This window comes from Microbulbifer mixtoriginis (SeqCode), from assembly GCF_052467945.1.
In genome coordinates this window covers 3,194,327-3,220,164 of the sequence record NZ_CP174328.1, presented here as the reverse complement: position 1 = coordinate 3,220,164, position 25,838 = coordinate 3,194,327, and the positions used below count along the sequence as shown (strand labels likewise).

General features: G+C 49.1%; 17 protein-coding genes and 1 tRNA gene. 16 read left to right on the top strand and 2 right to left on the bottom strand.

The features are described from left to right. The first annotated feature begins 68 nt into the window (after window positions 1–68). The 15 genes from glmM to ACJJIJ_RS14045 all read left to right on the top strand — a co-directional run bounded on the left by glmM (window position 69) and on the right by ACJJIJ_RS14045 (window position 20,007). Complete coding sequence (gene glmM, locus ACJJIJ_RS14115) at window positions 69–1,421, top strand: phosphoglucosamine mutase (RefSeq protein ID WP_444937678.1); 1,353 nt, start codon at window positions 69–71, stop codon at window positions 1,419–1,421. A gap of 126 nt (window positions 1,422–1,547) precedes the next feature. Next, window positions 1,548–2,282 (top strand): triose-phosphate isomerase, encoded by a 735-nt coding sequence (gene tpiA, locus ACJJIJ_RS14110; protein WP_444937677.1) that lies wholly within the window; start codon window positions 1,548–1,550, stop codon window positions 2,280–2,282. A gap of 68 nt (window positions 2,283–2,350) precedes the next feature. Beyond that, a complete protein-coding gene (secG, locus tag ACJJIJ_RS14105) occupies window positions 2,351–2,788 on the top strand; it encodes a preprotein translocase subunit SecG (protein ID WP_444937676.1) in 438 nt (145 codons plus the stop codon). 11 nt (window positions 2,789–2,799) lie between these two features. Further along, window positions 2,800–2,885, top strand: a tRNA-Leu gene (locus tag ACJJIJ_RS14100). A gap of 217 nt (window positions 2,886–3,102) precedes the next feature. After that, a complete protein-coding gene (locus tag ACJJIJ_RS14095; protein ID WP_444939583.1) occupies window positions 3,103–3,252 on the top strand; it encodes an Arm DNA-binding domain-containing protein in 150 nt (49 codons plus the stop codon). A gap of 709 nt (window positions 3,253–3,961) precedes the next feature. After that, window positions 3,962–4,567, top strand: coding sequence for a DUF1819 family protein (locus tag ACJJIJ_RS14090; RefSeq protein WP_444937675.1), 606 nt, complete (start codon window positions 3,962–3,964; stop codon window positions 4,565–4,567). A gap of 34 nt (window positions 4,568–4,601) precedes the next feature. After that, window positions 4,602–5,183 (top strand): DUF1788 domain-containing protein, encoded by a 582-nt coding sequence (locus ACJJIJ_RS14085; RefSeq protein WP_444937674.1) that lies wholly within the window; start codon window positions 4,602–4,604, stop codon window positions 5,181–5,183. A gap of 23 nt (window positions 5,184–5,206) precedes the next feature. Continuing rightward, window positions 5,207–8,908 carry a BREX system P-loop protein BrxC gene (brxC, locus tag ACJJIJ_RS14080; protein ID WP_444937673.1) on the top strand — a complete coding sequence of 1,234 codons (3,702 nt, stop codon included), beginning with the start codon at window positions 5,207–5,209 and terminating at the stop codon, window positions 8,906–8,908. A gap of 120 nt (window positions 8,909–9,028) precedes the next feature. Then, window positions 9,029–9,673 (top strand): hypothetical protein, encoded by a 645-nt coding sequence (locus ACJJIJ_RS14075; RefSeq protein ID WP_444937672.1) that lies wholly within the window; start codon window positions 9,029–9,031, stop codon window positions 9,671–9,673. Further along, complete coding sequence (locus tag ACJJIJ_RS14070; protein WP_444937671.1) at window positions 9,670–10,386, top strand: hypothetical protein; 717 nt, start codon at window positions 9,670–9,672, stop codon at window positions 10,384–10,386. Before ACJJIJ_RS14075 ends, ACJJIJ_RS14070 begins: the two co-directional genes overlap by 4 nt. Window positions 10,387–10,439: 53 nt before the next feature. Next, a complete protein-coding gene (pglX, locus tag ACJJIJ_RS14065) occupies window positions 10,440–13,112 on the top strand; it encodes a BREX-1 system adenine-specific DNA-methyltransferase PglX (RefSeq protein WP_444937670.1) in 2,673 nt (890 codons plus the stop codon). A gap of 159 nt (window positions 13,113–13,271) precedes the next feature. Further along, the gene (locus ACJJIJ_RS14060; protein WP_444937669.1) at window positions 13,272–14,030 is read left to right on the top strand and encodes a hypothetical protein; all 759 of its coding nucleotides are present in this window, start codon (window positions 13,272–13,274) and stop codon (window positions 14,028–14,030) included. Then, window positions 14,027–16,651, top strand: coding sequence for a BREX-1 system phosphatase PglZ type A (gene pglZ / locus ACJJIJ_RS14055; RefSeq protein ID WP_444937668.1), 2,625 nt, complete (start codon window positions 14,027–14,029; stop codon window positions 16,649–16,651). The genes ACJJIJ_RS14060 and pglZ overlap by 4 nt, the downstream gene beginning before the upstream one ends. Before the next feature lie 51 nt (window positions 16,652–16,702). After that, entirely contained in the window at window positions 16,703–18,742 is a 2,040-nt protein-coding gene (gene brxL, locus ACJJIJ_RS14050; RefSeq protein ID WP_444937667.1) for a protease Lon-related BREX system protein BrxL, read from the top strand. Between the two features lie 719 nt (window positions 18,743–19,461). After that, complete coding sequence (locus ACJJIJ_RS14045) at window positions 19,462–20,007, top strand: hypothetical protein (RefSeq protein ID WP_444937666.1); 546 nt, start codon at window positions 19,462–19,464, stop codon at window positions 20,005–20,007. A gap of 666 nt (window positions 20,008–20,673) precedes the next feature. Here the strand turns inward: ACJJIJ_RS14045 and ACJJIJ_RS14040 are convergent. Then, entirely contained in the window at window positions 20,674–22,029 is a 1,356-nt protein-coding gene (locus ACJJIJ_RS14040) for a hypothetical protein (protein ID WP_444937665.1), read from the bottom strand. Between the two features lie 903 nt (window positions 22,030–22,932). Here ACJJIJ_RS14040 and cueO point away from each other — a divergent pair. Then, window positions 22,933–24,504, top strand: a complete 1,572-nt coding sequence (cueO, locus tag ACJJIJ_RS14035) for a multicopper oxidase CueO (protein WP_444937664.1) — start codon at window positions 22,933–22,935, stop codon at window positions 24,502–24,504. A gap of 31 nt (window positions 24,505–24,535) precedes the next feature. Here the strand turns inward: cueO and ACJJIJ_RS14030 are convergent, their stop codons facing one another. Next, a complete protein-coding gene (locus ACJJIJ_RS14030; RefSeq protein ID WP_444937663.1) occupies window positions 24,536–25,597 on the bottom strand; it encodes an FAD-dependent oxidoreductase in 1,062 nt (353 codons plus the stop codon). Window positions 25,598–25,838 lie beyond the last annotated feature (241 nt).

Here is a 25,838-nt window from a genome sequence, read left to right as displayed (position 1 = left end):
ATTGTGGAGGCATTTTTAAAATTTTTACAAATTAAATGCGGCGTAGTTAGCTGCAGTAGAGAACAGAAATGGAAAGAAAGTACTTTGGCACTGACGGAATTCGTGGACATGTGGGAAAGGGGCCAATAACCCCGGACTTTATGCTGAGGTTAGGGTACGCCACCGGTAAGGTACTGGGAAAGATGTCCGCGGGTAAGAGGTCCAGTCGCCCCTATATTTTAATTGGCAAGGATACTCGAGTGTCCGGCTATATGTTTGAAGCTGCCCTGGAGGCGGGTTTAATCTACTCTGGAGTTGATGTGGGCCTATTGGGGCCCATGCCTACCCCTGCTATTGCCTACCTCACTCGCACTTTCCATGCTCGAGCGGGAATCGTAATCAGCGCCTCGCATAACCCTTTTCACGATAACGGCATCAAGTTCTTCTGTGCCGAAGGCTACAAATTGCCCGACGAAGTAGAGCGCGAGATCGAAGCGGCACTCGAGCTTCCCATGGAGGCGGCGGAAAATCTAGGCAAGGCATATCGAGTAGATGATGCGGCCTCGCGTTATATCGAATTCAGCAAAGCGTCCACACCTTGGAACTTTTCTCTGGATGGTCTCAAAATCGTTCTTGATTGCGCAAACGGGGCCACTTATCACATAGCACCAAAGGTCTTTCGAGAGCTGGGGGCAGAAGTGACTGCCTTAAGTGCTAGCCCGGATGGACTAAATATCAATCTGGAGTGTGGCTCTACCAAACCCAAGCAGTTACAGAGCGCAGTAGTGGAGCAAGGTGCAGATCTCGGGATCGCTTTCGATGGTGATGGCGACAGGGTTTTGTTTGTTGATCGCAATGGTGATCTTGTCGATGGGGATCAGCTGCTCTTTATTATTGGTCTTTACCAGCAGGAGCATCTTGGTGGCTGTAAGGGCATTGTCGGTACCCTGATGAGTAATTACGGCTTTGAGTTGGCCCTGCGGGAGCGCAATATCCCGTTTGAGCGCGCTAAAGTTGGCGACCGCTATGTGCTCGAAAAAATGAAGGCCAATGGCTGGATGCTGGGTGGTGAATCTTCTGGCCATATCATCTGTGCCGATGCCTCAACAACCGGAGACGGCATTGTTGCTGCTCTACAGGTGCTTCGGGCCCTTTCTGAATTTGACCTACCTCTGCACCAGCTCAAGGCGAGTATGCAGATGCTTCCCCAGCACATGATTAATGTGCGACTTGGGCATCGCGATGGTATACTCGACCATCCGGAAGTTATGGCAGCGGTCAGTGATGCGGAGCTTCAACTCGCTGACAATGGTCGTGTTCTGCTGCGTCCTTCTGGTACTGAGCCCCTTATCCGGGTAATGGTGGAGGGCCGTGATAGCACTCAGGTAGAGCAACTGGCACAGCAGATCTCCGCTGTAGTACAAAGGGTTGGGGGCGGCTGAGCCCTTCATTAGGGGGCTCCTGAGGCGTTCTATAGGGCGCCATCAGTGAGATAGGTAAACTCGTATATTTTTGGTTGTATGTTGGCGGCAATGTCGCTAAGATTTGCGCCCCTTAAAGGAGCACACATGCGAATACCGCTGGTAGCAGCTAACTGGAAAATGAACGGCAATAAAGCTTTTGCCGAACGTTTTTTTTCTGACTTCGACTTGCAGGCTATTGCCGCTCACGTTGTTGTTTGCCCGCCATTTCCTTATATTCCCCTGGTATCCCAGGTAGCAGAAGATAGGGAGCGCTTTAGTGTTGGTGCGCAAAACCTCAGTCAGGAATCCAGTGGCGCATATACCGGTGAAATATCCGCTGAAATGCTGCTCGACTGGAATGCTCGCTATGTCATTATTGGGCACTCCGAGCGTCGCAGTCTCTATGGGGAGACAAGCGAGCTGGTAGCCAAGAAGTTTGTGGTTGCCCAGCAGGCTGGTTTGATCCCGATCCTTTGTGTCGGGGAAACCCTGCAAGAGCGCGAGCAGGAGCGTACCCTCGAGGTGATCGCAAACCAGCTTAAAGCTGTTAGCGACATCATCGAAAGTGATACCTGGAAGCATTCAGTTGTGGCTTATGAGCCTGTTTGGGCAATAGGCACAGGTAAAACTGCAACGCCTGAAGAAGCGCAGGACGTTCACCAATTTATTCGGGGTGAGCTCGGTAATGTAGGTGAGCATGTACAGATTTTATATGGCGGTAGTGTAAAATCCGCTAATGCCAGCGCCTTGTTTGCGCAGGCTGATATTGACGGCGCCCTTGTGGGTGGCGCTTCGCTTGATGCGAAAGAGTTCGCCGCAATTTGTCGCGCTGCTGAATAATATTCAGCGAGCGGATTAGGGAATACTAAAAACGGGTTAGCACAACCCCGGCAGAGAGTTTCCAGAAAATGGAAGAAATTGTTTTAGGTATACACGTTCTGGTTGCATTGGGTATTATCGGCCTGATTTTATTGCAGCAAGGTAAGGGTGCCGAGGCCGGTGCCTCCTTTGGTGCAGGTGCATCTCAGACAGTTTTTGGTAGTCAAGGTGGCGGAAATTTCTTTTCCCGCTTGACAGCAATTCTTGCTACTGTATTCTTCGTCACCAGTTTGGGGCTGGCCTTTCTGGCTCGCCAAAACGCAGATGCCGATGTCGATGCAAATCTGCCGCAAATACCCGCTGCAGTTGAGCAAGTTGGACCGGCCAACGAGTTGCCAGAAATCGAAAGTGATATCCCGCAACTTGAATCAGATCTGGAAGCCGGTGATGTTCCTCAGGCTCCGACTGAAAACAGCGATTCGCAAGAGCCAGCTGTAAATCAGGAAACTGATTCAGAGGAACAGTAGTAAAGATTTTTGCCCAGGTGGTGGAATTGGTAGACACGCTATCTTGAGGGGGTAGTGAGCTATGCTCGTGCGGGTTCAAGTCCCGCCCTGGGCACCACATCAAGATCCGAACAAGTTCGGAATCATCCAAAAAGCCCGGTAAATCCGGGCTTTTTGCTATCTGAGGGTACGCAGCCCTCCGCTCTCGTTCCTTGTCATCCGGTGCTATCTGGTTCAATTTAGCAACAGGTAGCGCTACCAATGGCCCTTACAAGTACACAAATCAAACAGCCCAAACCAAGTAACAAGGATCAGTGACTTAGGGATGGACAGGGCTGTGCCTGTTGATCAAACCTACTGGCTCCAAGTATTGGCGGCTTAAATATCGATTCCAAGGAAAACAAAAGACGTTGGCCTTGGGCGTTTATCCCTCTGTAAGTATTAAGCAGGCGATGCAAAAAGTAGCGGAAAAAAATGACTGTTAGTAAAGGGGTATGCCCGTCGTGTATGGATTTGGTTACGAGATAAGCCCCTATATTTAGCTTACTGGTCGCCGCTGATCTACTGGACTTGGCAGCTCAGAATACTCCCTATTCATTATTTTTACCTGTATCCTGTTTGATGGTATTTGATGGTATTTGATGGTAGATAGCTGCGAAGCGGGTGGCTTGCTGTTGTCTGGTCGTGTTGCTGGGGTTGAGTATGTGGGAGTTAAACCCTGATATTGCTTTGATTTTTTGTTTTTTCGGAAACTATATAAGTGCCTAAAGACCAACTTTGGTAAGGAACTGCTGAGGTACGCTTATTGTTGTGAATAAGGTACTGATGACCATCTATACATCACTTAATCCTGGTTCTGAATTACAACTAAAACTGCCTCCCCGAGCGCATTGTAGCGGCGACCATGCAGTGGGAATTATTGGTTTTTGTCGGCTTTAAATTGTGCTGGTGTAGTTGAAATAATCCTGACTCCTCACATGGTTTCAAACCTCCCACAGGCCCTCATGGTGAAACCCTAAAATCATTAGAAATACTGGCTGGATGGCGTGAACTTGGTCATGCTCTCGGATAAACTCGTAAGAAATTCCTGTCTACATGTCTGCTCTGGCGTGTGGGAGGCAACGGGCAAATTCTGCTGACTAAGTACTTTTGCCCGGTACACTGGCCGGTTGTATCTAAAGCCTGATATTCGATATGTATAACTTTCATTACGATAGTGATCTCATTGCTGGTTCTCTGCAAGTGCGCGAGTGCCGGGTGGTCGCAGAATTACTACTGCAGGGCGTCGATGCGGAAAGGTGGCAGCTCGAGATCCAGGTGAATAACCGACTACAGAAGCGCAGTCCGGCAACGGCCAAGCGCCAATCCCGCGCATTGCGCCAGCGGTTGGAGCGTCTTGATCGACCATTCTGGCGAGTGTTGCGAGACGGTGACGAGCAGCTGGCCACCCAGGTCGCATTTGTTGCAGCCCTAGCGCGGAATCTGTTATTAGTGGAGTTTGTTGAAGCTGTCGTTAGCGATGCATTCGCCGTTAAAGCTGAGAAGTTAGAACCCTATTTGTGGGGCAGCTTTCTTGAGGAAAGGGTAGAGCGCGATAGTAAGATCGGGAACTGGACCGAGTCATCCAAAAAGAAAATGGGGCAGGTGGTACTTCGAATGTTGGCAGAGGTGGGGTTTGTGAAAAGTACCCGCAATCCTCAGTTGCAGCATATTTTGGTGCGGCCTGAGGTAAACGGACTCCTGGATGGCAGTCGTTGCCAGCGTATTAAAAAGTGTCTCAATATTTCCAGTGCTCTCTGACATAGATCAAAAATAATGAAGTAAAGGTCGCGATATGATTCAGCCGCTAGAAGAACGGCTAAACCAGATTCCAGACAAAATCCTCTCTCATGAGTTTCTCCAGGGGAAAGGTCTCGGAAATGAAATTGGATTTTGGATTTTTGATTACGCGCCGGAAGAGGAACTGAAAGTCCGAGAGTACCTTGGTTTTCTTACCAGTTTTCTAGAAAAGAAACAGCCTCATTTGAAGGCAGCCACTATTAACCTGCTGCAGATTATGCGGGACTACCTATCCAAGCGTCGCTTTCTCGACAAAGCCTTTCAGATGCAGTTAGCAAAAGGTGATCAGGCGCTGTTAAAAGCCCTGGCGGGCCCTATGCACATGGATAATTTTGGCCCCTTTCTAATGGATCAGATTGTGGGGGCCGAGCAGGATGTGATACTGATTCATGGTGTCGGCTCAGTCTGGCCTGTTTTGCGGGCGCACAATTTGCTCAACAAGCTCCACGCCCTGCTCGGACACAAGCCAGTAGTGTTGTTCTATCCGGGTGAATATAGCGGCCAGAGCCTTACCCTTTTTAACCAGATTTCCAGCAATAACTACTACCGGGCATTCCCGCTCGTTCCTCGCACATAATCGGTGGTACAAGGATTCTTGTGATGATCATTAAAGACCTGTTTTCCAAATCCCTGGATAGATCCATCAATGGCGTAGTTAAGGCTGATCAAGCCGACGATGCCACGATTTGGCAGGAGCTGGATGAGTACGTCGTCACCAATGAGCTGGAACGTCACTTCCGCGCTTTTTTTGAAAGCTATAGCACAGACCTGTACGACCCATCTATCGCAAACCGAGTGGGAGTATGGATCTCCGGCTTTTTCGGCTCTGGTAAATCGCATTTCTTGAAAACCTTGTCTTACCTGCTGGCCAATATTGAAGCTCAGGGTGCCAACGGCAATAGGCGTCAGGCGGTGGAATTTTTTGATGAGCAAAAGCTGCGCGATGCCATGATCCGCGCAGACTTGGATAAGGCCGTTACCCACCCTGCAGATGTCATCCTGTTCAATATCGACAGCAAGGCCAGTTCCAATGACGCCGGCAATCCGATTCTGAATGTATTTCTGCGCGTATTTAATGAGCATCAGGGGTTCAGCGGCGACCACCCGCATATCGCGCATATGGAACGCCACCTGGCGCAGAAGGGCGCCTACCAACGCTTTAAAGATGCATTTGCAGATAGCACAGGCTCGACTTGGGAAAGAGAGCGCGACGGCTACCAGTTTTATCAAGACGATATAGAAAAGGCTATTGCAACTGCCTTGAACCTCTCCCCCGAGGCCGCCAATAAGTGGTTTGAAGCATCGGAAGAGACATTCTCTGTTTCTGTGGAAAACTTCTGCCGCTGGGTCAAAGAGTACCTGGACGGAAAGGGGCCAGAACAGCGCATAGTCTTTATGGTGGATGAGGTAGGCCAGTTTATCGGTTCCAATACCAGGCTGATGCTCACCTTGCAGACCATTACCGAGAACCTGGGCACCATCTGTGGTGGTCGAGCCTGGATCATTGTGACCTCCCAGGCGGATATGGAGGCGGTAATCGGTGAACTCACCGCCAGTAAGGCAAACGACTTCTCCAAGATTGCAGGCCGTTTCAAAACCCGCCTATCCCTGTCCAGCTCAAATACGGACGAGGTGATTCAAAAGCGACTGTTGCGTAAGACTCCCAAAGCGGAAAGTGAACTGCGCAATGCTTGGGAAAAGAGCGGCGATATTTTACGTAACCAAATCACCTTCGATCGCACTGGCCCCACTCTGCGCAATTTCGATGGTGCCGAAAGTTTTGTCGTTAACTATCCGTTCGCCCCCTATCATTTCCAGCTGGTCCAAAAGGTCTTTGAAGAAATTCGCAAGGTGGGCGCTACGGGTGCGCACCTCGCCTACGGCGAGCGCTCTATGCTCGACGCATTTCAAATGGCCGCACAGAGTATCTCTGACCAGGGGGTTGGTGCACTGATACCTATGCACAGTTTTTATCGCGCTGTAGAGGGCTTTCTCGATACCGCCGTAAAACGAACTATTGATCAAGCCAACCAGAACGCCTCTCTAGATGTATTTGATGTGCAGATACTGCGCACTTTGTTCATGATCCGCTATGTAGAGTTAGTCAAAGGCACTTTGGATAACCTGGTCACGCTATCCATTGAAAAGATCGATGAAGACAAGCTTGCACTGCGCAAACGCATTGAAGAAACGCTTCAACGGCTGGAAAAAGAAAGCCTAATTACTCGTAACGGTGATGAGTTCCTGTTCCTCACCAATGAAGAGCGAGATATTACCCGTAAGATCAAAGCGGTTGAAATTGCGAGTAGCGATGAAAATAAAGCGCTCTCCGAGCTGATTTTCAAGGACCTGTTTAAAGACAAAAATAAATACCGCTATCCATTAAATAAAACCGATTACAGTATTGGCCGCTACTTGGACGGCCACACCCTGGATGGCCGCTACGAAGCTGATCTGCGACTTGAAATCGTCTCTCCGCAGGACCTCGATTACGCTCAATACAACGAGGCAGGCTGCATCAACAAATCTACCGAAGGCAGTGGGTTGGCCCTGTGGAAACTAGCCGATGACAAGCGGTTCTTTACCGAACTGCGCACCTGGCTGAAAACCGATAAATTCATTCGCCTGAATGACGATGGCAGCAATGCCGATATTACTCGTATCCTTGCCGATCGGGGCCGCGAAAATCAGGACCGTCGCAAGCGCTTGCGCATAGCATTAGAGGATCTACTTTTGCGCGCAGAGAGCTATGCTCTGGGCCAGCGTCTCAAACTGCCCACTAATAGCCTTGCTAGCCGTTATGATGAAGCCTGCAAGTACTTGCTGGAAAATACTTATAACAAGCTTTCGCAGCTTAAAGTCCTGCAAAAGGAGCCTTTACGGGAATTAAAGGCGGTATTGACCATCGATGACCTGGGTCAAATGAAGCTCGCCCTGGATGGTGAAGAGGGCAATCCCCAGGCGGTCAAGGAAGTGGAGCAGTTTATTGCTCTGCGCGCCGAGAGAGATCGGCTGCTTGTCAGCGATATTATCCAGCGTTTTTCCTCTCGGCCCTACGGTTGGCCCGATGGTGAAATTCTTCTTATTCTTGGGCGTCTCGCTGTTGCAGGGCGTATCTCCTTCCATGCCGGTGGTCCATCGCTGCCGGTTAAGGAGATCTTCGAAGATCTTAACAACAGCCGTCGCCGCCGTGAGATATCGGTACAGAAAAAGCGGCAGACCGATAATACCGTGCTTAAAAAGGCGCGCGACTTAACCCGGGATTTGTTCAACGCCCTCGGCCCAGACGCAGAAAAAGAGCTGTTTGATTTTTACCGCACGCACTTCAATGAGTGGCTCGCTCATCTGAAGAGCTACAAAAGCAAGACCGATGTCGGTCATTTTCCAGGCGCCGCGCAGATAGAAGATTGCCTGCTTACCCTCGAGCGATTGCTGGCCAACCGGGAGAGCTTTGACTTTTTCAAAGCACTGGTAGACAAGAAAAATGATTACTTGGACTTGGAGGAAGACTACCGGGATATCCATGACTTCTTTACCAAGCAGTTACACACCTGGCAGCAGCTCCAAAATGCCCTGCAGCACTTCGGTAAAAACCGTGTAGAGCTGGAAAAGAATACTGCTGCGGCCAAAGCACTGGCCGAACTGGAGCATATTAATAAGGCCAAATCTCCCTACGGCCAACTGAACAAAGTTGCCGAGTTGGTAGAGACGTTGGATCAGGTCAATAAAGCGCTGTTACAAGAGCGCCGTGGACACGCCTGTGAACGTGTTGAGCTTAAAGTCCAGCAGCTTCTGGCTGAAATCGCGAAAAGCGGTATTGGAACCCCGGAACTCAGTAACTCGCTGCTGCATCCCTTGCAACAGGTCAAAAAGGATATAGAGGCCGAGACCGGTATTGCCCAGATCTATATGTTGCAACAGCAAACCGCTGAAGAGCGTTTGGAGGACAGTCTTTACGAGCTAGAGCGGCAGCTGGCGGCTAAAGCGCGCCTCGAACAAGACACGATTGCCAAGGAAGCTGCTAAAGAAGGTGCTAAGGAAGCGGCTAAGAAAAGTGCCCCGGCCGCCGGCGGCAAGATAAAAGAGCCGGCTTCCCAGTCCGGTGGCGTTCAGCCTGTTCCGGCATCTGCTGCAGCAGCCGGGCTTAAACCGGCCGTCGTGATTAATGCGAGTAGTGTACTGGGCAAAGTCCACAGCGGTGCCTATCTGGAGTCCCGGGAGGATATCGATCGATTCCTCACCGCCCTGAGAGAGGAACTGGAAACCGCGATTGAGGGCAAAAAGCGCATCCGATTGCGCTAAGAAGCCAAATAATGACGCTCGGCACTGCAAATTCCCCCCCCATAGCGCTTGCTTTCTTAAAAGTATAAGATCAATCTTGTCCCAAGTCCCGGGACTTGGGACAAGCGAGAGTGGGGAGATATGAAAAGTCAAGATATTGGTTTGCTGCTCAAACTGGTCTCTTTGCAGAAGCGCGAGGCGCAGCGAGGCAGTGACCGAGCGAGGAAGGCCTGGCCTGACGACTGGCAAGGCTGGGAGCCAGAAGATCCGCCGGCTGGTGGCGATGTACTTGCACCGCTGGGTGCTCTGTCGGCTTTTGACTATTCGGCACGGGGCCTGGCGGCGGAGACCGGTATTAGCAAAAGCCAGGTCAGCCTGTCCCTGAATCGCTGTATCGAGGTTGGCCTGGCCATTAAAGATCGCAAGCTCGGCGTGCCCAGAGCGAATACCAAAGCACTGTACGAATTTATCCTGTACGGCCTTCGCTATGTCTTCCCGGCAAGGCCCGGGCGAATCACTCGCGGTATTGCCACGGCCTTTGCCGCTCCGGTTTTGCAGGAAAAGCTGATGAGTGCGGGCGAATTTCAGCCGGTTTGGGCGGATGCCCAAGGCAATACCAAAGGTATGGAAGTCGCTCCCTTATTTAAAAGCGCTCCCCAAGCGGTAAAGAGAGACCCGGAGATGTATGCCTTACTGGCGTTGGTAGATGCCATACGCATAGGCCAGCCCCGTGAGCGCAATCTAGCCGCCAAACTATTAAAGCAGCATCTGGAGCTTCCCGAATGAGCGCGTTTAATCGGCATATCGACATGTTGAAATTGGTCGCGCGGGCGCTGGGTCCTGAGCTGCGCCGGCAAATGACGTTCGTGGGCGGCTGCACAACCGGGCTGCTGCTCACCGATGCTTACACGCAGGAACAAGTGCGCCATACCGATGACGTGGACCTTATCGTCCACGTGATGGGCTACGTGGGTTTTCATCACTTACAAGAGCAATTGCGGGGGCAGGGATTTAAGCAGTACAGCGCTGCCTCTGACGAAGACTTCCCGGTATGCGCAATGCGGCTGGGTGATCTGCGCGTTGATTTTATGCCCGACGATGAAACAATCCTCGGCTTTGGCAATCGCTGGTACCGCGATGCCGTGGAAACCGCCACCACTTACGCCCTCAGCGATGAGCTGGACATTAACCTTATCAATCCCGTTTATTTTATCGCCACCAAACTGGAGGCCTATAAAGGGCGGGGCAACAGTGACCCCATGTCCAGTCGAGATATTGAGGATATCCTCAATCTCATTGACGGCCGTGAGGAGCTTCAGGCAGAGGTAGAGGCTGCGGAAAAAGGCGTCAGGCACTACATCGTCACAGAAGTGGCCAAGCTGCTAGAGCATAGCGATCTCCCCTATGCCATTCAGAGCCAGGCCGAGGGCTCCACCGAGCGTGAGGAGCTCCTGTTCCAACGCCTGGAACAGCTCGCCGTTCTCTCAGCAACCCACTGAATATAAATAGTAAAGCGCTCGCTGTGCTTGAGTGCCCAGGAATTGATATTGCAATGAATACCAATAATATCGCCCGCTACGCGCCCAAAGCCCGTATTGATTTTATCGATGCCGTCACTCGCCAGGCGGCCCGTTATGGCATCACCGCTGAGTGTATTGAGCCGATGGTGCAAAAGGGGGACCTTGTACTGATTGGCGAGCGCCCGTTTCCGAAAAGTATTGCCCGTGCCCGCAATGCCCTTCAGCAGCAGGTGGAAGCGCAAGGCTTCCACGCCATCATGGATCAGGCCGCCTACAGTTGGTTTAACCGTCTCTGTGCTATCCGTTTTATGGAGCTCAAAGGCTATCTCGATCATGGCCGCCGCGTACTCTCACACCCCAGCGACCCGCAAGGTTTCCAGATTTTGGATGACTGTCTGGATGTTGAATTGCCAGGGCTGGATAGGGAAACCGTAGTCGAGCTGAAATTGGATGGCAGCAAAGATGAGGCGCTGTACCGTGAGCTGTTACTGGCCCAGTGTCACGCCCTGCACAGCGCCATGCCATTTTTGTTCGAGGCGCTCGACGATGCCACCGAACTGCTGCTGCCGCAAAACCTCACTAAAACCGATTCACTCATTCGCGATTTAATCGCCGGGATTCCGGAACAGGACTGGCAGGATATCGAGATTATCGGCTGGTTGTACCAGTTCTATATCTCCGATAAGAAAGATCAGGTGATCGGCAAGGTGGTTAAGTCAGAAGATATTCCGGCGGCCACCCAGCTATTCACACCCAACTGGATTGTGAAGTACATGGTGCAGAACTCTCTCGGGGCGCAGTGGCTGGCGACCTATCCCGAGTCACCCCTCAAGGCGCAGATGGCGTACTACATCGAACCCGCCGAGCAGACCGATGAAGTCAACGCGCAGCTCGCCGCCATGACACCGGATAGCCTCAACCCCGAAGCGCTGACCCTGATCGACCCGGCCAGTGGCTCCGGGCATATTCTGGTGGAGGCCTATGAGTTGTTTAAGGCCATCTATTTAGAGCGCGGTTATCGGCAGCGGGATCTACCGCAGCTGATTCTTGAGAAAAACCTGTTCGGCCTCGATATCGACGAGCGCGCCGCGCAGCTGACGGGTTTTGCACTGATGATGAAGGGCCGCGCCGATGACAGGCGGCTGTTTGAGCGCGGTATAAAGCTCAATGTGATGGCACTGCAAGACAGCGCAAGCTTCGATGTAAAGGGGCTGGCGCAAAACCCCGAAGTGCAAATGGCGCTCGCGGACTGTGGGCTGGAGGTTGGCGATCTTATCGAGCTAAAGCGCCTGTTTGAGCACGCGACAACGTTTGGGTCGTTGATTCAGGTACCCGAGGAGCTGGCTGTAAAGCTGCCGGCGCTAAAGCAGCTGAGCGAAGCGGCCAGCCAGGACCTGTTTGTGGCGGAGGCGCTCAAGCGCTTGGGGCCGCTTGTGAAGCAGGCCGAGTTGCTGGCGGCGCAGTACGATGCGGTGGTGGCGAATCCGCCGTATATGGGAAGTAAGTTCTTCTGTGCGAAACTGAAGAATTTGGTGAATACATCCTTCAAAGCAGGAAAGGCCGACCTCTATGCCGCATTCACACTTCGAAATATACGGTTGTCGAAGGAATTCGGTCATATCGGAATGATCACCATTCCAAACTGGATGTTCCTCTCTTCATTTGAGTCATTACGGGATGTGGTTTTCCGCGACGCACCTATTTCAAGCCTCGTTCATAACGGAAGGGGGGTTTGGGGGTCAGACTTTGGGAGTTGCTCATTCGTTCTACAGGTGTCTTCTCCTCATGGAGTTCGTGGTCGTTTCCTCCGTCTTTTCGAGAAGCAAGGTAGTGTTTCCAGCAATCAGGAGCTAGAACGACGCTTTTATCACAACCCACGTTTCACTGTTGCGAACGCTCAATTCAAGAAAATCCCCGGTAGTCCTGCGGCCTATTGGGCTAGTAAGGCTGTTATCGATTGCTTCGAAGGTGCAGGATTGTTGTCGATGTCAGCAAAAGTCTGCGAAGGAATGAATACCGCGAATAATGACCTATTCGTTCGGCAATGGCAGGAAATCTCAATGTCGGCAATTGGCTTCGGTGGTGAGTGTGAGAATTCTGACTCATCAAGAACCAAGAAGTGGTTTCCCTATGAGAAGGGCGGTGATTTTCGAAAGTGGTTTGGCAATCTCTCTCATATCGTTAACTGGGAAAATAGCGGCCACACTATCAAGTCGGTAAAGACTGCGGGCGGTACTACGCGCGCCAATATTCGCAACGAAGATTGTTTCTTTCGGCCGGCGGTTACGTGGACCTATATCAGCTCCTCTTTTTTCGGAGTCAGAGAGCGGGGACCCGGCGCCATCTTTGATGGCAAAGGACCGTCTCTCTTCTCTACGGATGCTGAGCGATCACATCAGCTGGCTATGCTGTGTAGCAAGCCCGCAACTGTATTCATGCGATTTTTGAACCCAACCCTCAATTTTTCGGTGGGCTCGGTTTCTAACCTGCCGATACCAAAGGAATGGCCTTCGCAGACGAATGACATTGCTGAGAGATGTCGTCAGATGGCTCAGTCGGATTGGGACGCCTATGAACGCTCCTGGGATTTCCAATCCCTCCCCCTTCTAACGGCCTCTTCCGATACCACGCCAACTCTGGAATCCAGCTACACCGCCTGGATCACCCAAAACCGCGCCACCATCGCCGAAATGCAGTGCTTATAGGAGGAGAATAATCGCCTCTTTATCGACGCCTACGGCCTGGCCGACGAGCTCACCCCTGACGTCCCTATCGAGCAGATTACCCTTACGGTAAATCCCGCCTATCGCTACGGCGGCAAGCTGACGGCCGAGGAACAGTGGACCCGCTTCCGCCAAGACACTATGCAGGAACTGGTCTCCTACGCCATCGGCTGCATAATGGGGCGCTATTCATTAGATCGGCCCGGCCTGATTTATGCCCATAGCGGTAACGAGGGCTTCGATGCGCTTTTAGCAGAGGGTTACTACACCCGCTTTCCCGCCGACGAAGACGGCATTATCCCGCTGACGGAGATCGAGTGGTTTGCAGACGACGCCTGCAATCGCGTGATCGAATTTATCGGCAAAGCGTGGGATGCGGCACAGCTGGAGCAAAACCTGGTCTTTTTGGCCGACAACCTCTCGCCCAAAAAGAACGAGTCCAGCCGCGATACCCTGCGCCGCTATATCAGCGCTAAATTTTTCAAAGATCACCTGCAAACCTATAAAAAGCGCCCCATTTATTGGTTGTTCAGCTCTGGCAAGCAAAAGGCCTTTGAATGCCTGGTCTATCTACATCGCTATAACGAAGGCACACTGGCGCGTATGCGTACGGAATATGTGATTCCTTTAACCGCAAAAATGAGTACCTACGAGCAAAAACTGGAGCAGGATAAGGCGGCCAGCAGCTCAGCGGCGGAAACCAAGCGCCTGGAAAAAGAAATCGCCAAGCTGCACAAACAACAGGCGGAGCTAGCCCAGTTCGACGAGAAGCTGCGCCACTTCGCGGATCAGCGAATTCCACTGGATTTGGATGATGGGGTAAAAGTGAACTACAGCAAGTTCGGCGATTTATTGGCAGAGGTTAAAGCGATTACCGGGAAAAAACCGGAGGCTGCATGAATATACAGCAGTTACAGCAAGGCTTAGAGCAGGCTTTTTTCCAGGAAAACCACCGCATCGTATTTTGGTACGATCCTGAGCAAAGTTTTGCTGAGGTGCTAGCCGATATCTCTCTAGCAGAGGTAACAACACTCAATATGTCGGCCGAGTCTTCACTCGCGGTTAAATTGCGCCTGGAGCTTGAGGATAGTGCCGGGAAATATCTGCTGTATTTCCCTTATACAGAGCCCGCCGGACAAGACGATTGGTTGCTGGATATTAAGCTCTATGCCCGGTGTTTCCATGCCGATCGAATCTCCATCCTCTTTAACGATCTGGGGCTGCATCGGCAATCCCTGCGTCCACACCTGGCCAAGCGCGAAAAGTTTCTTAGCAGCAAAGAGCGTCTGGCGGGGCTAAAACGGTTTGTATCGCCGGATATGGATGAAGCGGCACTGGATCTTGCCATGATTGCGGTGGTGATTGCTGCCGAGAGTGCCGATATCGCCTCTATTCTGTTTACCTTGGGCGCTGAGCTCACCGATAAACAGCCCGGCTTGGAAGAAAATCCCGCTTCGATGGACGCGCTGGAGAAGTACGCCCTGGTGCCGTCACTGGTAGAGGCTTTGCAGGCGGAAGTGGGATACCCGGCCACCCCAGAAGAACTGAAGGGTGAGGAGCCGTTCAAACTTGGCCAGTGTCTGCTGCGGTTACTGGCCACCGGTTTCTGCGAAAGTATCTCAGAGGTGCCTGACTGGGCGCGCTCTTTAGTGATTTCCAGTGCCGACGCCCGCGCCACTGCGCGCACTTTGCTGTCCCGCTGGAGAGACAGTTCCCGCTACTACGCGGCTTACGATGTTATTGCGGATTGGGTTGCGACCGCGCTCAATATAGAACAGCGTATCCAGAATCTACCCATGGATACGCTGGTCAATGTAGCTACTTTCCGACAAGCCGAGTTGAGAATCATTGCCGACCTGGCTGAGCATATTCCAGAGGCGCAGCCTGCGGATTTGAAGCACTTCCAGCGGGTGATCTTGGAGCGGCTCGATGGCTACTGGGCTTCGCGCCATAAAGATGACCCCTTGCGGCGCAAGTTCCGCAGGGTATACACAGCCTTGACTGCGGCTATTGAGCTGTTTGAGTTGCGCTACGAGCATCACAGCGGTTTCCATTTCTCTTCAGCAGAGGCGCTCTATAAGGCCTATGAATCTGAGCTATACCGCTTCGACAGCGCCTACCGCCACTACTGGACGGCCTCTCACAATGCGCAGGTGGAGCTTCTCAAACCGTTGGATACCGAAATAGAGCAGTGTTATGCCAACTGGTTTATGGGCCAATTGGCGCGGAACTGGGGAGAGTTGATAGAAGCTGAGGATAGGTTGGCACACTGGCAGATTTCAGGCGTGCCCAATCAACACAACTTTTATCAGCACTGGGTGCGCAGCCAGTTTGATAAAGCACCCAAGCGCCGTTTGGTGGTTATCATCAGCGATGCCTTTAGGTACGAGGCCGCTGTGGAGTTGCGGGAGCGCATCAATAAAAAACGCTATAGCGAAGCGACGCTAGCCAGCCAGTTGGGCGTATTGCCGAGCTATACCACGCTGGGAATGGCCTCCCTGTTGCCCCATCAAACTTTGGAATACCGCGAGGACAGCGGTGACGATGTCTTTGTGGATGGCAAATCCAGCAAGGGCACCGAGGCCCGCAACAAGATTCTCAGCGCTTACAGCGGTATGGCGGTGCAGGCGGAGACGGTACAACGGTGGACCCGAGACGAAGGCCGCGAGGCATTAAAGAACCAACAGCTGGTCTATGTATACCACAATGTGGTCGATGCCCGAGGTGATAGCGCCTCTACCGAGTCGGAGACTTTCAATGCGGTGGAGCACGCCATTGAGGAGCTGACAGAACTTACTCGCAAGATCATGATGGCGCTCAATACGAGTACGGTACTCATTACAGCGGACCATGGTTTTTTATTTCAACACAGTCAATTGGAAGCCGCTGATCGGACATCCTTGGTTGATAAGCCGAATAACACACTAAAGAGCAAGAAACGCTACGTTATTGGCCACAATATGCCGACCACCGGCGCGGCCTGGTGTGGCTCCAGTCGAAATACAGCGGGTACCCAGTCGGATACCCATTTCTGGATACCAAAGGGCGTAAACCGTTTTCACTTTGTCGGTGGTGCCCGCTTTGTACACGGCGGTGCTATGCCCCAGGAAATTGTGGTGCCAGTACTCACGGTGCAGCAATTGCGCGGCGATAAAGCAGAGCGCCGCACCAAACGCAAAGTATCTGTGATCTCGCCCAAACCCAGCTTGAAAATGGTGAACAACATTCAATCGTTTGACCTGATGCAGACAGAGCAGGTCAGTGAGCAGGTGTTGCCAGTAACCATCGCCGTGGGTATTTATGAGGGTGAGGTTTTGGTATCTAGTGAAGAGACCGTGACATTTGACAGCACTTCCACTGAGGTTTCACATCTTATAAAGAAAGTTCGCCTATCTCTCTCAGGTACTGACTTTGAGCGCAAAAAGGAGTATTTCCTGCTGCTGCGAGATAAGGATTTAGGCACAGAGATTGCGCGCTACCGGGTAGTGATTGACCTTGCGATCACCGATGATTTTTTCTGAGCTGCCGTATCAACGGGCTGCTTGCAAAGCGATTAATAAATAGAAGACGCAATGAACAGTGAAGTTAACAGGGATCTTGACCAGCTTTTGAATGAACACTTTGCCGGCCGTGTGGTACGCAAAGATTTAACCAAGCTGATCAAAGAGGGTGCCAACGTTCCCGTATACGTGCTGGAATATCTACTGGGTATGTACTGCGCCTCGGATGACCCGGATGTGATTGAAAAGGGTCTAAATAACGTCAAAACCGTATTGGCTGAAAATTATGTACGCCCGGATGAAGCCGAGAAGGTGAAATCCCTGGTACGTGAGCGCGGAAGTTACAAAGTTATTGACCGTGTCAGTGTGCGCTTGAACGAGCGCAAAGATGTCTATGAGGCGACCTTTAGTAATCTGGGGATCAAGGATGCGGAGATTTCTGCCGGTATCGTTAAGGATAACGAAAAACTCCTCGTTGGTGGAATCTGGGTGATTGCTACCCTGAGCTACTACCACGAGGAGGGGCAAAAAGGTTCACCATTTGGAGTAACGGTGCTCAAACCCATCCAGATGCCGCATATGCATATGGATGAGTTGTACGTGGGCCGGCAGGCTCTGAGTGTGCAGGATTGGCGAGAAACATTAATTCGCTCTATCGGCATGGAGCCCTCTAACCTGGATGATTCGGTGCAGTGGCACCTGCTAGCGCGGATGATCCCGTTTGTAGAGAACAACTACAACGTGTGTGAACTCGGGCCCCGGGGTACCGGTAAGAGCCATATTTATAAAGAGTGCTCGCCAAACAGTATTTTGGTGTCCGGGGGGCAAACAACCGTTGCCAATTTGTTTTACAACATGAGCTCGCGCCGCATTGGCTTGGTGGGTTTATGGGACTTAGTCGCATTCGACGAAGTAGCCGGCATTAATTTCAAAGATAAAGATGGTGTCCAGATTATGAAAGACTACATGGCCTCGGGTTCATTTGCCCGTGGTCGTGAACAGATGGAGGCCTCTGCTTCCATGGTCTTCGTGGGCAATATCAACCAGTCTGTCGAGTCCCTGGTCAAAACGAGCCATCTATTGGCGCCCTTTCCAGAGCCGATGATCGACTCCGCCTTCTTCGATCGCTTTCATGCCTATATTCCAGGTTGGGAAATTCCCAAAATGCGCCCGGAGTTTTTCACCAACCGCAACGGTTTAATTGTCGATTACCTGGCGGAGTTCTTTCGCGAAATGCGTAAACGCAGCTTTGCCGACGCTATCGATAAGTACTTCAAACTCGGCAGTAACCTAAACCAGCGGGACACTATTGCTGTGCGCAAAACCGTCTCGGGCCTGCTTAAGCTGTTATATCCTCATGGCCAGTTCGATAAAGAAGCCGTTCGCCAGTGCCTGGAGTACGCCTTGCAGGTGCGTCGGCGAGTGAAAGAGCAGCTAAAGAAAATCGGTGGAATGGAGTTCTATGATGTGCACTTTAGCTATATCGATGCTGAATCCCTGGAAGAGCACTTTGTCTCCGTAAAAGAGCAGGGCGGCGGCGCTTTGATTGCCGAGGGTCCTGGGAAACCGGGCTTTATCCATACCATTGGCATTAGTAATAAGGGTGTTCCGGGACTCTATCGCTTGGAGTTACAGGTTACCAAGGGCACTGGCAAGCTGGCGACCTCCGGGCTGTGGAACTCCAATACGGCGAAAGAGCAGGTTAAAATCGCCTTCAACTACTTCAAGGCCAATGCCTCCCGGATCTCCGCCTCGGCTAAGGTACTGGAGTACGACTTTCATCTACATGTCGTTGAACTCCAGAATAACGGCCCACTGGCTTCCCTGGCGTTGCCGAGCTTGGTGGCATTCGCATCCGGCATTATGGGTAAACCCGCTCAGGCCCAATTAGTTGTGCTAGGGGATATGAGTTTGGGGGGGAGCGTTACTCCTGCCGAAAGTATCGCGGAGAGTCTGCAAGTCGCTTTTGATGGAGGTGGTAAGCGTGTTGCACTACCGATTACCAGCGCCGCAGATATCCCCACAATTCCCGCAGAACTGTTTACCAAGTTCCAAACTAACTTCTATGCAGATCCGGTCGATGCAGTTTTTAAAGCGCTGGGGGTAGATTGAGGCTTAATGCTAGTGAGTAAGGATGCCCATTAATTCCAGAGGCGAATCTAACCTGATGATTTTGCTTTTTATGAAACTGTATTTCAGTCAAGCCAAAATTTGAGTGTAAATCACAGTGGATATAAATATCGAACTGACAAATTGGGGTGGGTGGGCTGTCTGATACAGATCTTAAGGCTTGCCTTTATAGAGGAGTCAGTAGATTGAAGTAATGAGTTTTGGATAAAAAGTATAATTTCTTGGGTTGTATAAATCTGCCTCCCCCCCCCCCAAAAAAAAAAACTCCTAAAATCCCATTAAATAATTTGATTAGATATCTTAAGTGTCTCCTGCGATGCTCAAAAAACCCTATACTTTATCGCAAGAGTAAACAAAATATATGAGAGATCTAGCAAGCACTCTCGTAATAGACAGAGAACTTGTCAATATTATCGGCATCTTGAAAATTTTTTTTGAGATTCATATATGAAGTCTATATGCCAGATCAGCCATTACTCAATTTGCTTGTTGGTAAATGGTACCCTGGTGCATTCTCAGAAGCATGTTAGCCGCTATCACAGCTCGACGTATATTTTCCACCTCTTAAAATGACTGCGGTGCAGGGATTCTTGTGGCTAGGGAATCTTAACAGTTTTTCTGAGTGAGGTTGGTGATTTCTTGTTAGTTAACAACAGAGTATTTATACTGCCTGCTCGTATATATTTTTTTAAGGATGAAAAATGAAGTTTTTGAAGTATATGCTACCCGCACTGGCTTTACTATTCGTGAGTCAATCGTTTGCTGAAATGGTTTTTATTAGCGGAGTTAAGCATAGTGTCACAGATTACTCTCATAGTTCAGATACTCAGCGAGTTGCCGACATTGATATCCTAGGTGATGAGGGGCAGGAAATTACCTTTGATATTACCGCAATTGTTTCAGGTTTAGGTCGGCTTAACCCTGATGTTATTTGTCGTTATACATACGGAAGGGATAATTGCTACACTAGAAATCATCCCAGGATTTTCGATTTTGTTTATGATGTTAGGATCACCGCAAACTGTGTTGCTAAAGATGGTAGTAAAACTGCAATCGGAGCTGACAGGGATAATAAAAATGTTTTCACCAATGTACCTATTTCAGATTTTCGTAGTGAGGTGGTCTTAACTATAGATAACGCCTCAATTTCGGGCGAGAAGTGTGAAACCTTAACCATCGATATCCAGGGTGACTTGGATGTAATTAACGATGTAGATTTAAAAGTCTTTACTTACGAAAAGTTTTAGTTAGTAGAGTGGCGGTGCCGGTAAAAATTATCGGCACCATTTTAACCAGTCTAAAAATTCATATAGCAGTTTGTCCAGAAGTGTTAGTTTACCATTCGTTTCCTATCTAAATGTTTTCCAGAATAAATAATCAGAACTCCGTGAAGAACTAGCATTACTATTAATAGTGAGCGGATACATCAAAAGATGAAGAGACTTAGCTCTGGTTGGTTAACATCGATTGGTTCCAAGTGATAACTGGAATTCTCTTATCCTGCAGGTAGATTGTCTTGTAACCTCTTAAAAAGTTCATTCGGTTACCCTCTGCTTTGGCTCGCTCTAGGCCTGCTATTCAGGCTATCCATTACCAATTTTACATATTATCTAAATCAAGGACTTTTAAGGCGCTTCTTTAAGGAGGAAGTAGAAATTGGCAAGGTGCTAAAATCCTTACTGATTATGAAGTATTTCGCATGAATGCTTTATCAGTGAAGGGGCGATTTTCTTTGGTCCACTGGAATTTCTGGTAGGTAAACGTGTTTTGCTTATGATGATAATCTGGAAATATTTGATTCTAAAAGTTCACTTAAATAATAATCTTATATTTTTAGTTGATACATAATACTGCTTTTATTGATGAGTTATTTAACGTATTTCGCAGTATTAGAGGTTGAGTTTATCTATAAGTTATTGCCATATCACACTACTATTATTTTGGCCAGTCTGAATAACCATGATGTAATTATTTTGGCTGGTTTGCACGATATCCTGTCTGTTTTCATTGCCGATTTGTTTGCTTTTAATATAATTTGAAGTTCCTTTTTGGATAATAGAGAGGTTATTTCGGTCACCAACTTGACTAGCAGATATGCTCAGATCTTCCCCTATCTGGATAATATTTGCAAAATTTTCAGAGCCTGTCTGGTGTGTGATAATACTAAGGTATTCTCCAGCTTGTTCAATTTCACTAATATTTTTAGCACCAAGCTGTTCGCTAGAGATATTGATGAAGAGACCACTCTGATTCACTGTGAATATATTGTCTGAGCCAAATTGGTTAGATTGTAGTGTGCTTAGCTCTGTAATGAGTTGGTTAGCGGTGATCTGATTACCCGATTTGGATTGCTGGATCTCCATTGTACTTTGATTGGAATCCTGCTTTAGGAGGGCATCGTTATCTTTCCCCCCCTGGTACAGCTCAATGGTATTGTATGTCCCAGACTGCATAACTGAGGCCTGGTTGGCTTCGCCCCTTTGTAACATCGTAATATTGCTAAAAAAGCTTTTTTCCTGGCTAATCAGCGCGAGGTTAAATTTATCATACTGCTGGACTTCTAATCTGCTTTCGGTAGACAAAGATTGAGATATCTCAATGAAATTCTTACTGCCATCCTGGAGCAGGTCAATATTGCTATTGTTAACATCAACCAAATAAATAGAGGCAAAGTTTTCTTTGTTATATTGAAGGGACGATATGGTGTTGGAGAAACTGGTTTCATTTTCCTTTATAGCAATTTGATGTTTATTCCCATATTGAGTAGCTTCTATATTGCTGGAAGTGCTGGATTCTTGATTGGAAATAAATATATTGTCATCCCCTTCTTGAATGTTTGTGACTCTATTGTTTTCTCCTGCATTTTGAGTGGCATTAGATGAGTTTTGGTTGCCTATCTGTAATATGGATATTTTGTTATCGAGGCTATTATTCTGGCTGGCAGATACTATGTTGGCGTTACCAAGCTGTTGGGTTGTAATAGACGATGAGATGCTGCCAATCTGGTAAATAGTGGCTTGGTTTCTCTGGCCAGTTTGGGTGGTTTGAATACTGCTATCAATAGTTTCAGGTTTTTGTTCAATAATGGTCTTATTGTTATGACCTGACTGAATTTCCTCGATAGAGTTGTTGATTTCCAGTGATAATTGATTGCTGTTAAGGCTGTTTATCGAGGCTAATTGGTTCCGTGGAATAGAGTTGTCTACCGCAAGAGTCGTGGCGCTGAGAAAAATAAGCACCCCAGGAATAAAATTGATATACGGGGGCATTAGTGTCTCCTTTACTACTTAAATATAAGGAAATCGTCAGTACCGGAGGTCGGCTTTTGGAAACCTATGACCTTACTTAACAGGTTGTAAAAAGCCAAAAAAGATAGAGGCTTTGTGTTGAAGGGCTAATTGCACTCAACCATTTATTGAGTAATCAGATATTGTGAGGCCAGATTATTCACTTTGAGTCCCCTTCGTGCATGTGGGTAAAACTTCTCATAAAGTATCAGAGTAGGCCAGATTTCACGCCATAAGAGATAAGTACTAATTATATGAGAAGAAAGTATGGTGTTGGCATCCGTTTTCACGAAGGTCCTTCATTGACATCGATTTTTTAATTTGGGTAATTGGTAGATTGAGAAACTGTGATAAATGACAGGTTGGCGGCCAAACCATTTTTATTGTTTTCTTGTGTGCCATTTTTGGGAGTGCCACCTGCATCAAAGTGAAAGCTCTGATCATTTATTTAAGATTGCACAGGAATTTTCCCTGCCAGTATCGATAATTTAAGAGATTCGCATACGAGAAAAATTTCTCATATTTTATGTTTTTCTACATCAATATAGAGCCGTTTTTATCTAAGGGGCTAGATATCTTTGCTTGTGGGAAACTACAGGATATCCAGTAAATTGGATTCCGTATAATCCTTTTAGTTATGTGGTTTCTTTACCCGCTAGAGATGAAAATATATTGCCTACATCAATAGTTTTTTCGTAGTGTTAATTTTGGATTTTGCATTTGCTTCTTTAGTATCTGGCGCTTCGATTTCATTTTCCATTTCACTGGTTGTTTTTTAAGGTCTATGCTGCCTTAAGGCTTGATGCGGTTACTGTAAACAAACTGTTCAAGCAGCACTATAAAAGATCTAACTGCTAATGCCGGGGTTACAAGGAGGTGTTATTCGTGTCTCGTTTATCGCGTCGGGACTTCTGTTTAGGTACCTTGGCGGCTTCTCTATTGACTGGAGCCCATACGAAGGCCCAATCTACTGGCCCCGCAGACTCTTCTACAAGGCCCTTGCTGCCAATTCCCCCTGAATTGAGAGCTGACTCATCGGGCAAAATTGATCTAGTGGCTAAGCCAGCCAAGCAGACTTTCCTGAAAGGAGTAACAACGCCAACCTATGGATTTAATGGGCCCTTTTTGGGGCCGGCTTTGCGCTTACGCAAAGGTGAAACGGTGATTGCTAATGTACATAACCTGCTGACTCAAAATGTAACGGCACACTGGCATGGCCTGATTGTGCCGGGTCATGCCGATGGTGGTCCCTATATGCCCATCAAGCCAGGTCAGACTTGGACTGCAAAATTGCCTATTATCCAGCAGGCGGCGACACTTTGGTTCCATCCCCACCTCTATCCCACTACTGCCGAGCTCGTACTCAAGGGATTGGCAGGGCTTATTATTATCGATGATGAGAATAGTGATGCGCTGCCTCTACCTAAGCGTTGGGGCGTGGATGATATTCCTGTGATTATCCAGGATCGACGCTTCAATAAAGATGGCAGTTTCTTTCATCGCTTTAATGAAATTACTGTTGCCGCCGGTTATTGTGGTGACCACCTACTCACTAATGGCGTGATCAATCCGGTGGTTAATCCCCCAAGAGGATGGGTGCGCTTCAGGATTCTGGACGGATCAAACGCTCGTAACTACCGACTCTCCACTAGTGATCAGCGGCCCATCTATGTGATTGCCACAGACGGTGGATTTTTACCGGAACCCGTAGAGGTTAAAGAATTACCCATAGCTGCCGGGGAGCGTTACGAGGTAATGGTGGACGCTCGCAATGGCCAGCCCTTTGATTTTATAACTCTACCAGTGTCCCAGCAGGTGATGCGGTTGCCCCCATTCGATGGGCCTGTAGTGTTTCTCAGTGTGGTGCCCACTAATGAGGAGGGGCGGGGCTCTTTGCCTGAGCGGCTGGTATCAATGCCTGAAATACCGGTTAAGCTGCCGCCGATCAGCCAGAAGTTGGTAATGCAGATGAACCGCTGGCAGATCGCGGACAAGCTTATTGATGCGACAGGACTGGAAAAAATGGTAGCCTCGGGAAAAACGGACCCTGCTGTGGTAGCCAGGGTGCTCAAACTCATCACTGAGGCGCCGGCGTTGCCTTTGAAAGCACAATTGACCGCTAATGCGGTTAATGGTGTTTCATTTTCATTCACTGAACCTGGGTTCAAGGCCCCCATTAATACAGACTTGCACTGGCGAATTTCTGAGGGTAAAGACACTATGCTACACCCGGTCCATATTCACGGTTGCCAGTTTCGGCTGGTTAAATTTAACGATGCTACGCCGCCGGCCTATATGCGTGGCTGGAAGGATACGGTGCCTATATCCAATGCCGGTAGTGCAGAAATCTATGTACGTTTTCCTCTGGAGGCGATGCCGGATATGCCCTACATGGTGCATTGCCATGTTCTGGAGCACGAGGACTCTGGCATGATGACAGAGTTTAGTGTGGCCTAGTAAAGAGGGCCGCGCGGGATTATTGCTCTCCTTAAAACTCAACCACAAACCTACTGAGCCTTCTTTGAACAAATGGTAGATGATTGGCCGCGGCTAATAAGGCAGAAAATTCGAGCCTGGTGAGAAATGATTGTGACGTGACAATTTTTCTTCCTCGCTCTGTGATATCTATAACCTTCTTATCTTCCCGATGGCGTAGCGCCGAATAACCATCTAGCTGGCCTTCTGCAATACATTTAGCTAGCTCGGCTGCATCGGCGATACCCAAATTCATACCTCGTCCGCCAACTGGGGAGTGACAATGTGCAGCATCACCGGCTAGATGTATTCTGCCCTTGGAGTAGCTCTGTGCCTGACGGATAGATATCTTGAAGACCCCTTCCCGCCTCACCTTGTGAATTCTTAGCGGCAGCGGAAAGACTTCCAAAACCTTCTCGCAGTTACCAACAAAGCGATAGCGATTTTTACCGATGGGGACTGACACTGCCACTATTCCCGGCTTGGTCTGCGTGAGGGTGAACATTTGTGGATGAGGCCAATCATCCAGTTCCACATCGGCGATTGACCAGTCTTCGTTTAAATCAAATCCGGGATAGGGGATATTGGCACCTTGTCGAACTGCGCTGCGAACACCATCTGCGCCGATAATCAGATCGAAGCTACTCTCCTCTCCACTGGATAATTGAGCTATAACGGATTGCGCTTCCTCATGAAGCTCATTGAGTGCGAGTTTATACTCGACTTCCACACCCATGGAGGCCAGAGACTCCGCTAAGATTGTTTCGGTGCGGTCTTGGGGTAACCCCAATATGGTAGGAAAATAAGAGGTACTTGAATGCAGCGGCAAGGTCAAAGCAAGGTGGTTATCTTGATAGATACAAGCATTTTGAATGGGCACCCCCTCTTCAATCAGCCTTTTAGATACACCTGAGTGTGATAGTAGCTCTAAACTTTTAGAGGTAATACCAACGGCCCTACTCAGAGTAGAGGCACTATCACGTTTATCTATAATCCTGGCAAATATATTCCGGCGTGCTAATTCCACGGCAAGAGTAAGACCAGTTGGTCCCGCACCGACAATCAGTACCTTCATAATAGCAAGCTGTTGTTTTCCTTATCACAACGATAGTACAGCTCTCAAGGGAAGTATCTGGTTGGTAAAGTACAAAATGGGTGGCTGTGAATTGATACCTTCATGACTTTTTTAAATGTACCGGTCATTAATCGTTTTATTTGTAGATTGCTTTTCTTGTTTTCAGAACTGGCGGCATCCTCAATAAGATCTTGGGCTGCCAGTATTGATTTCTTTGGAAGGTGCATTTATAGGTATCACA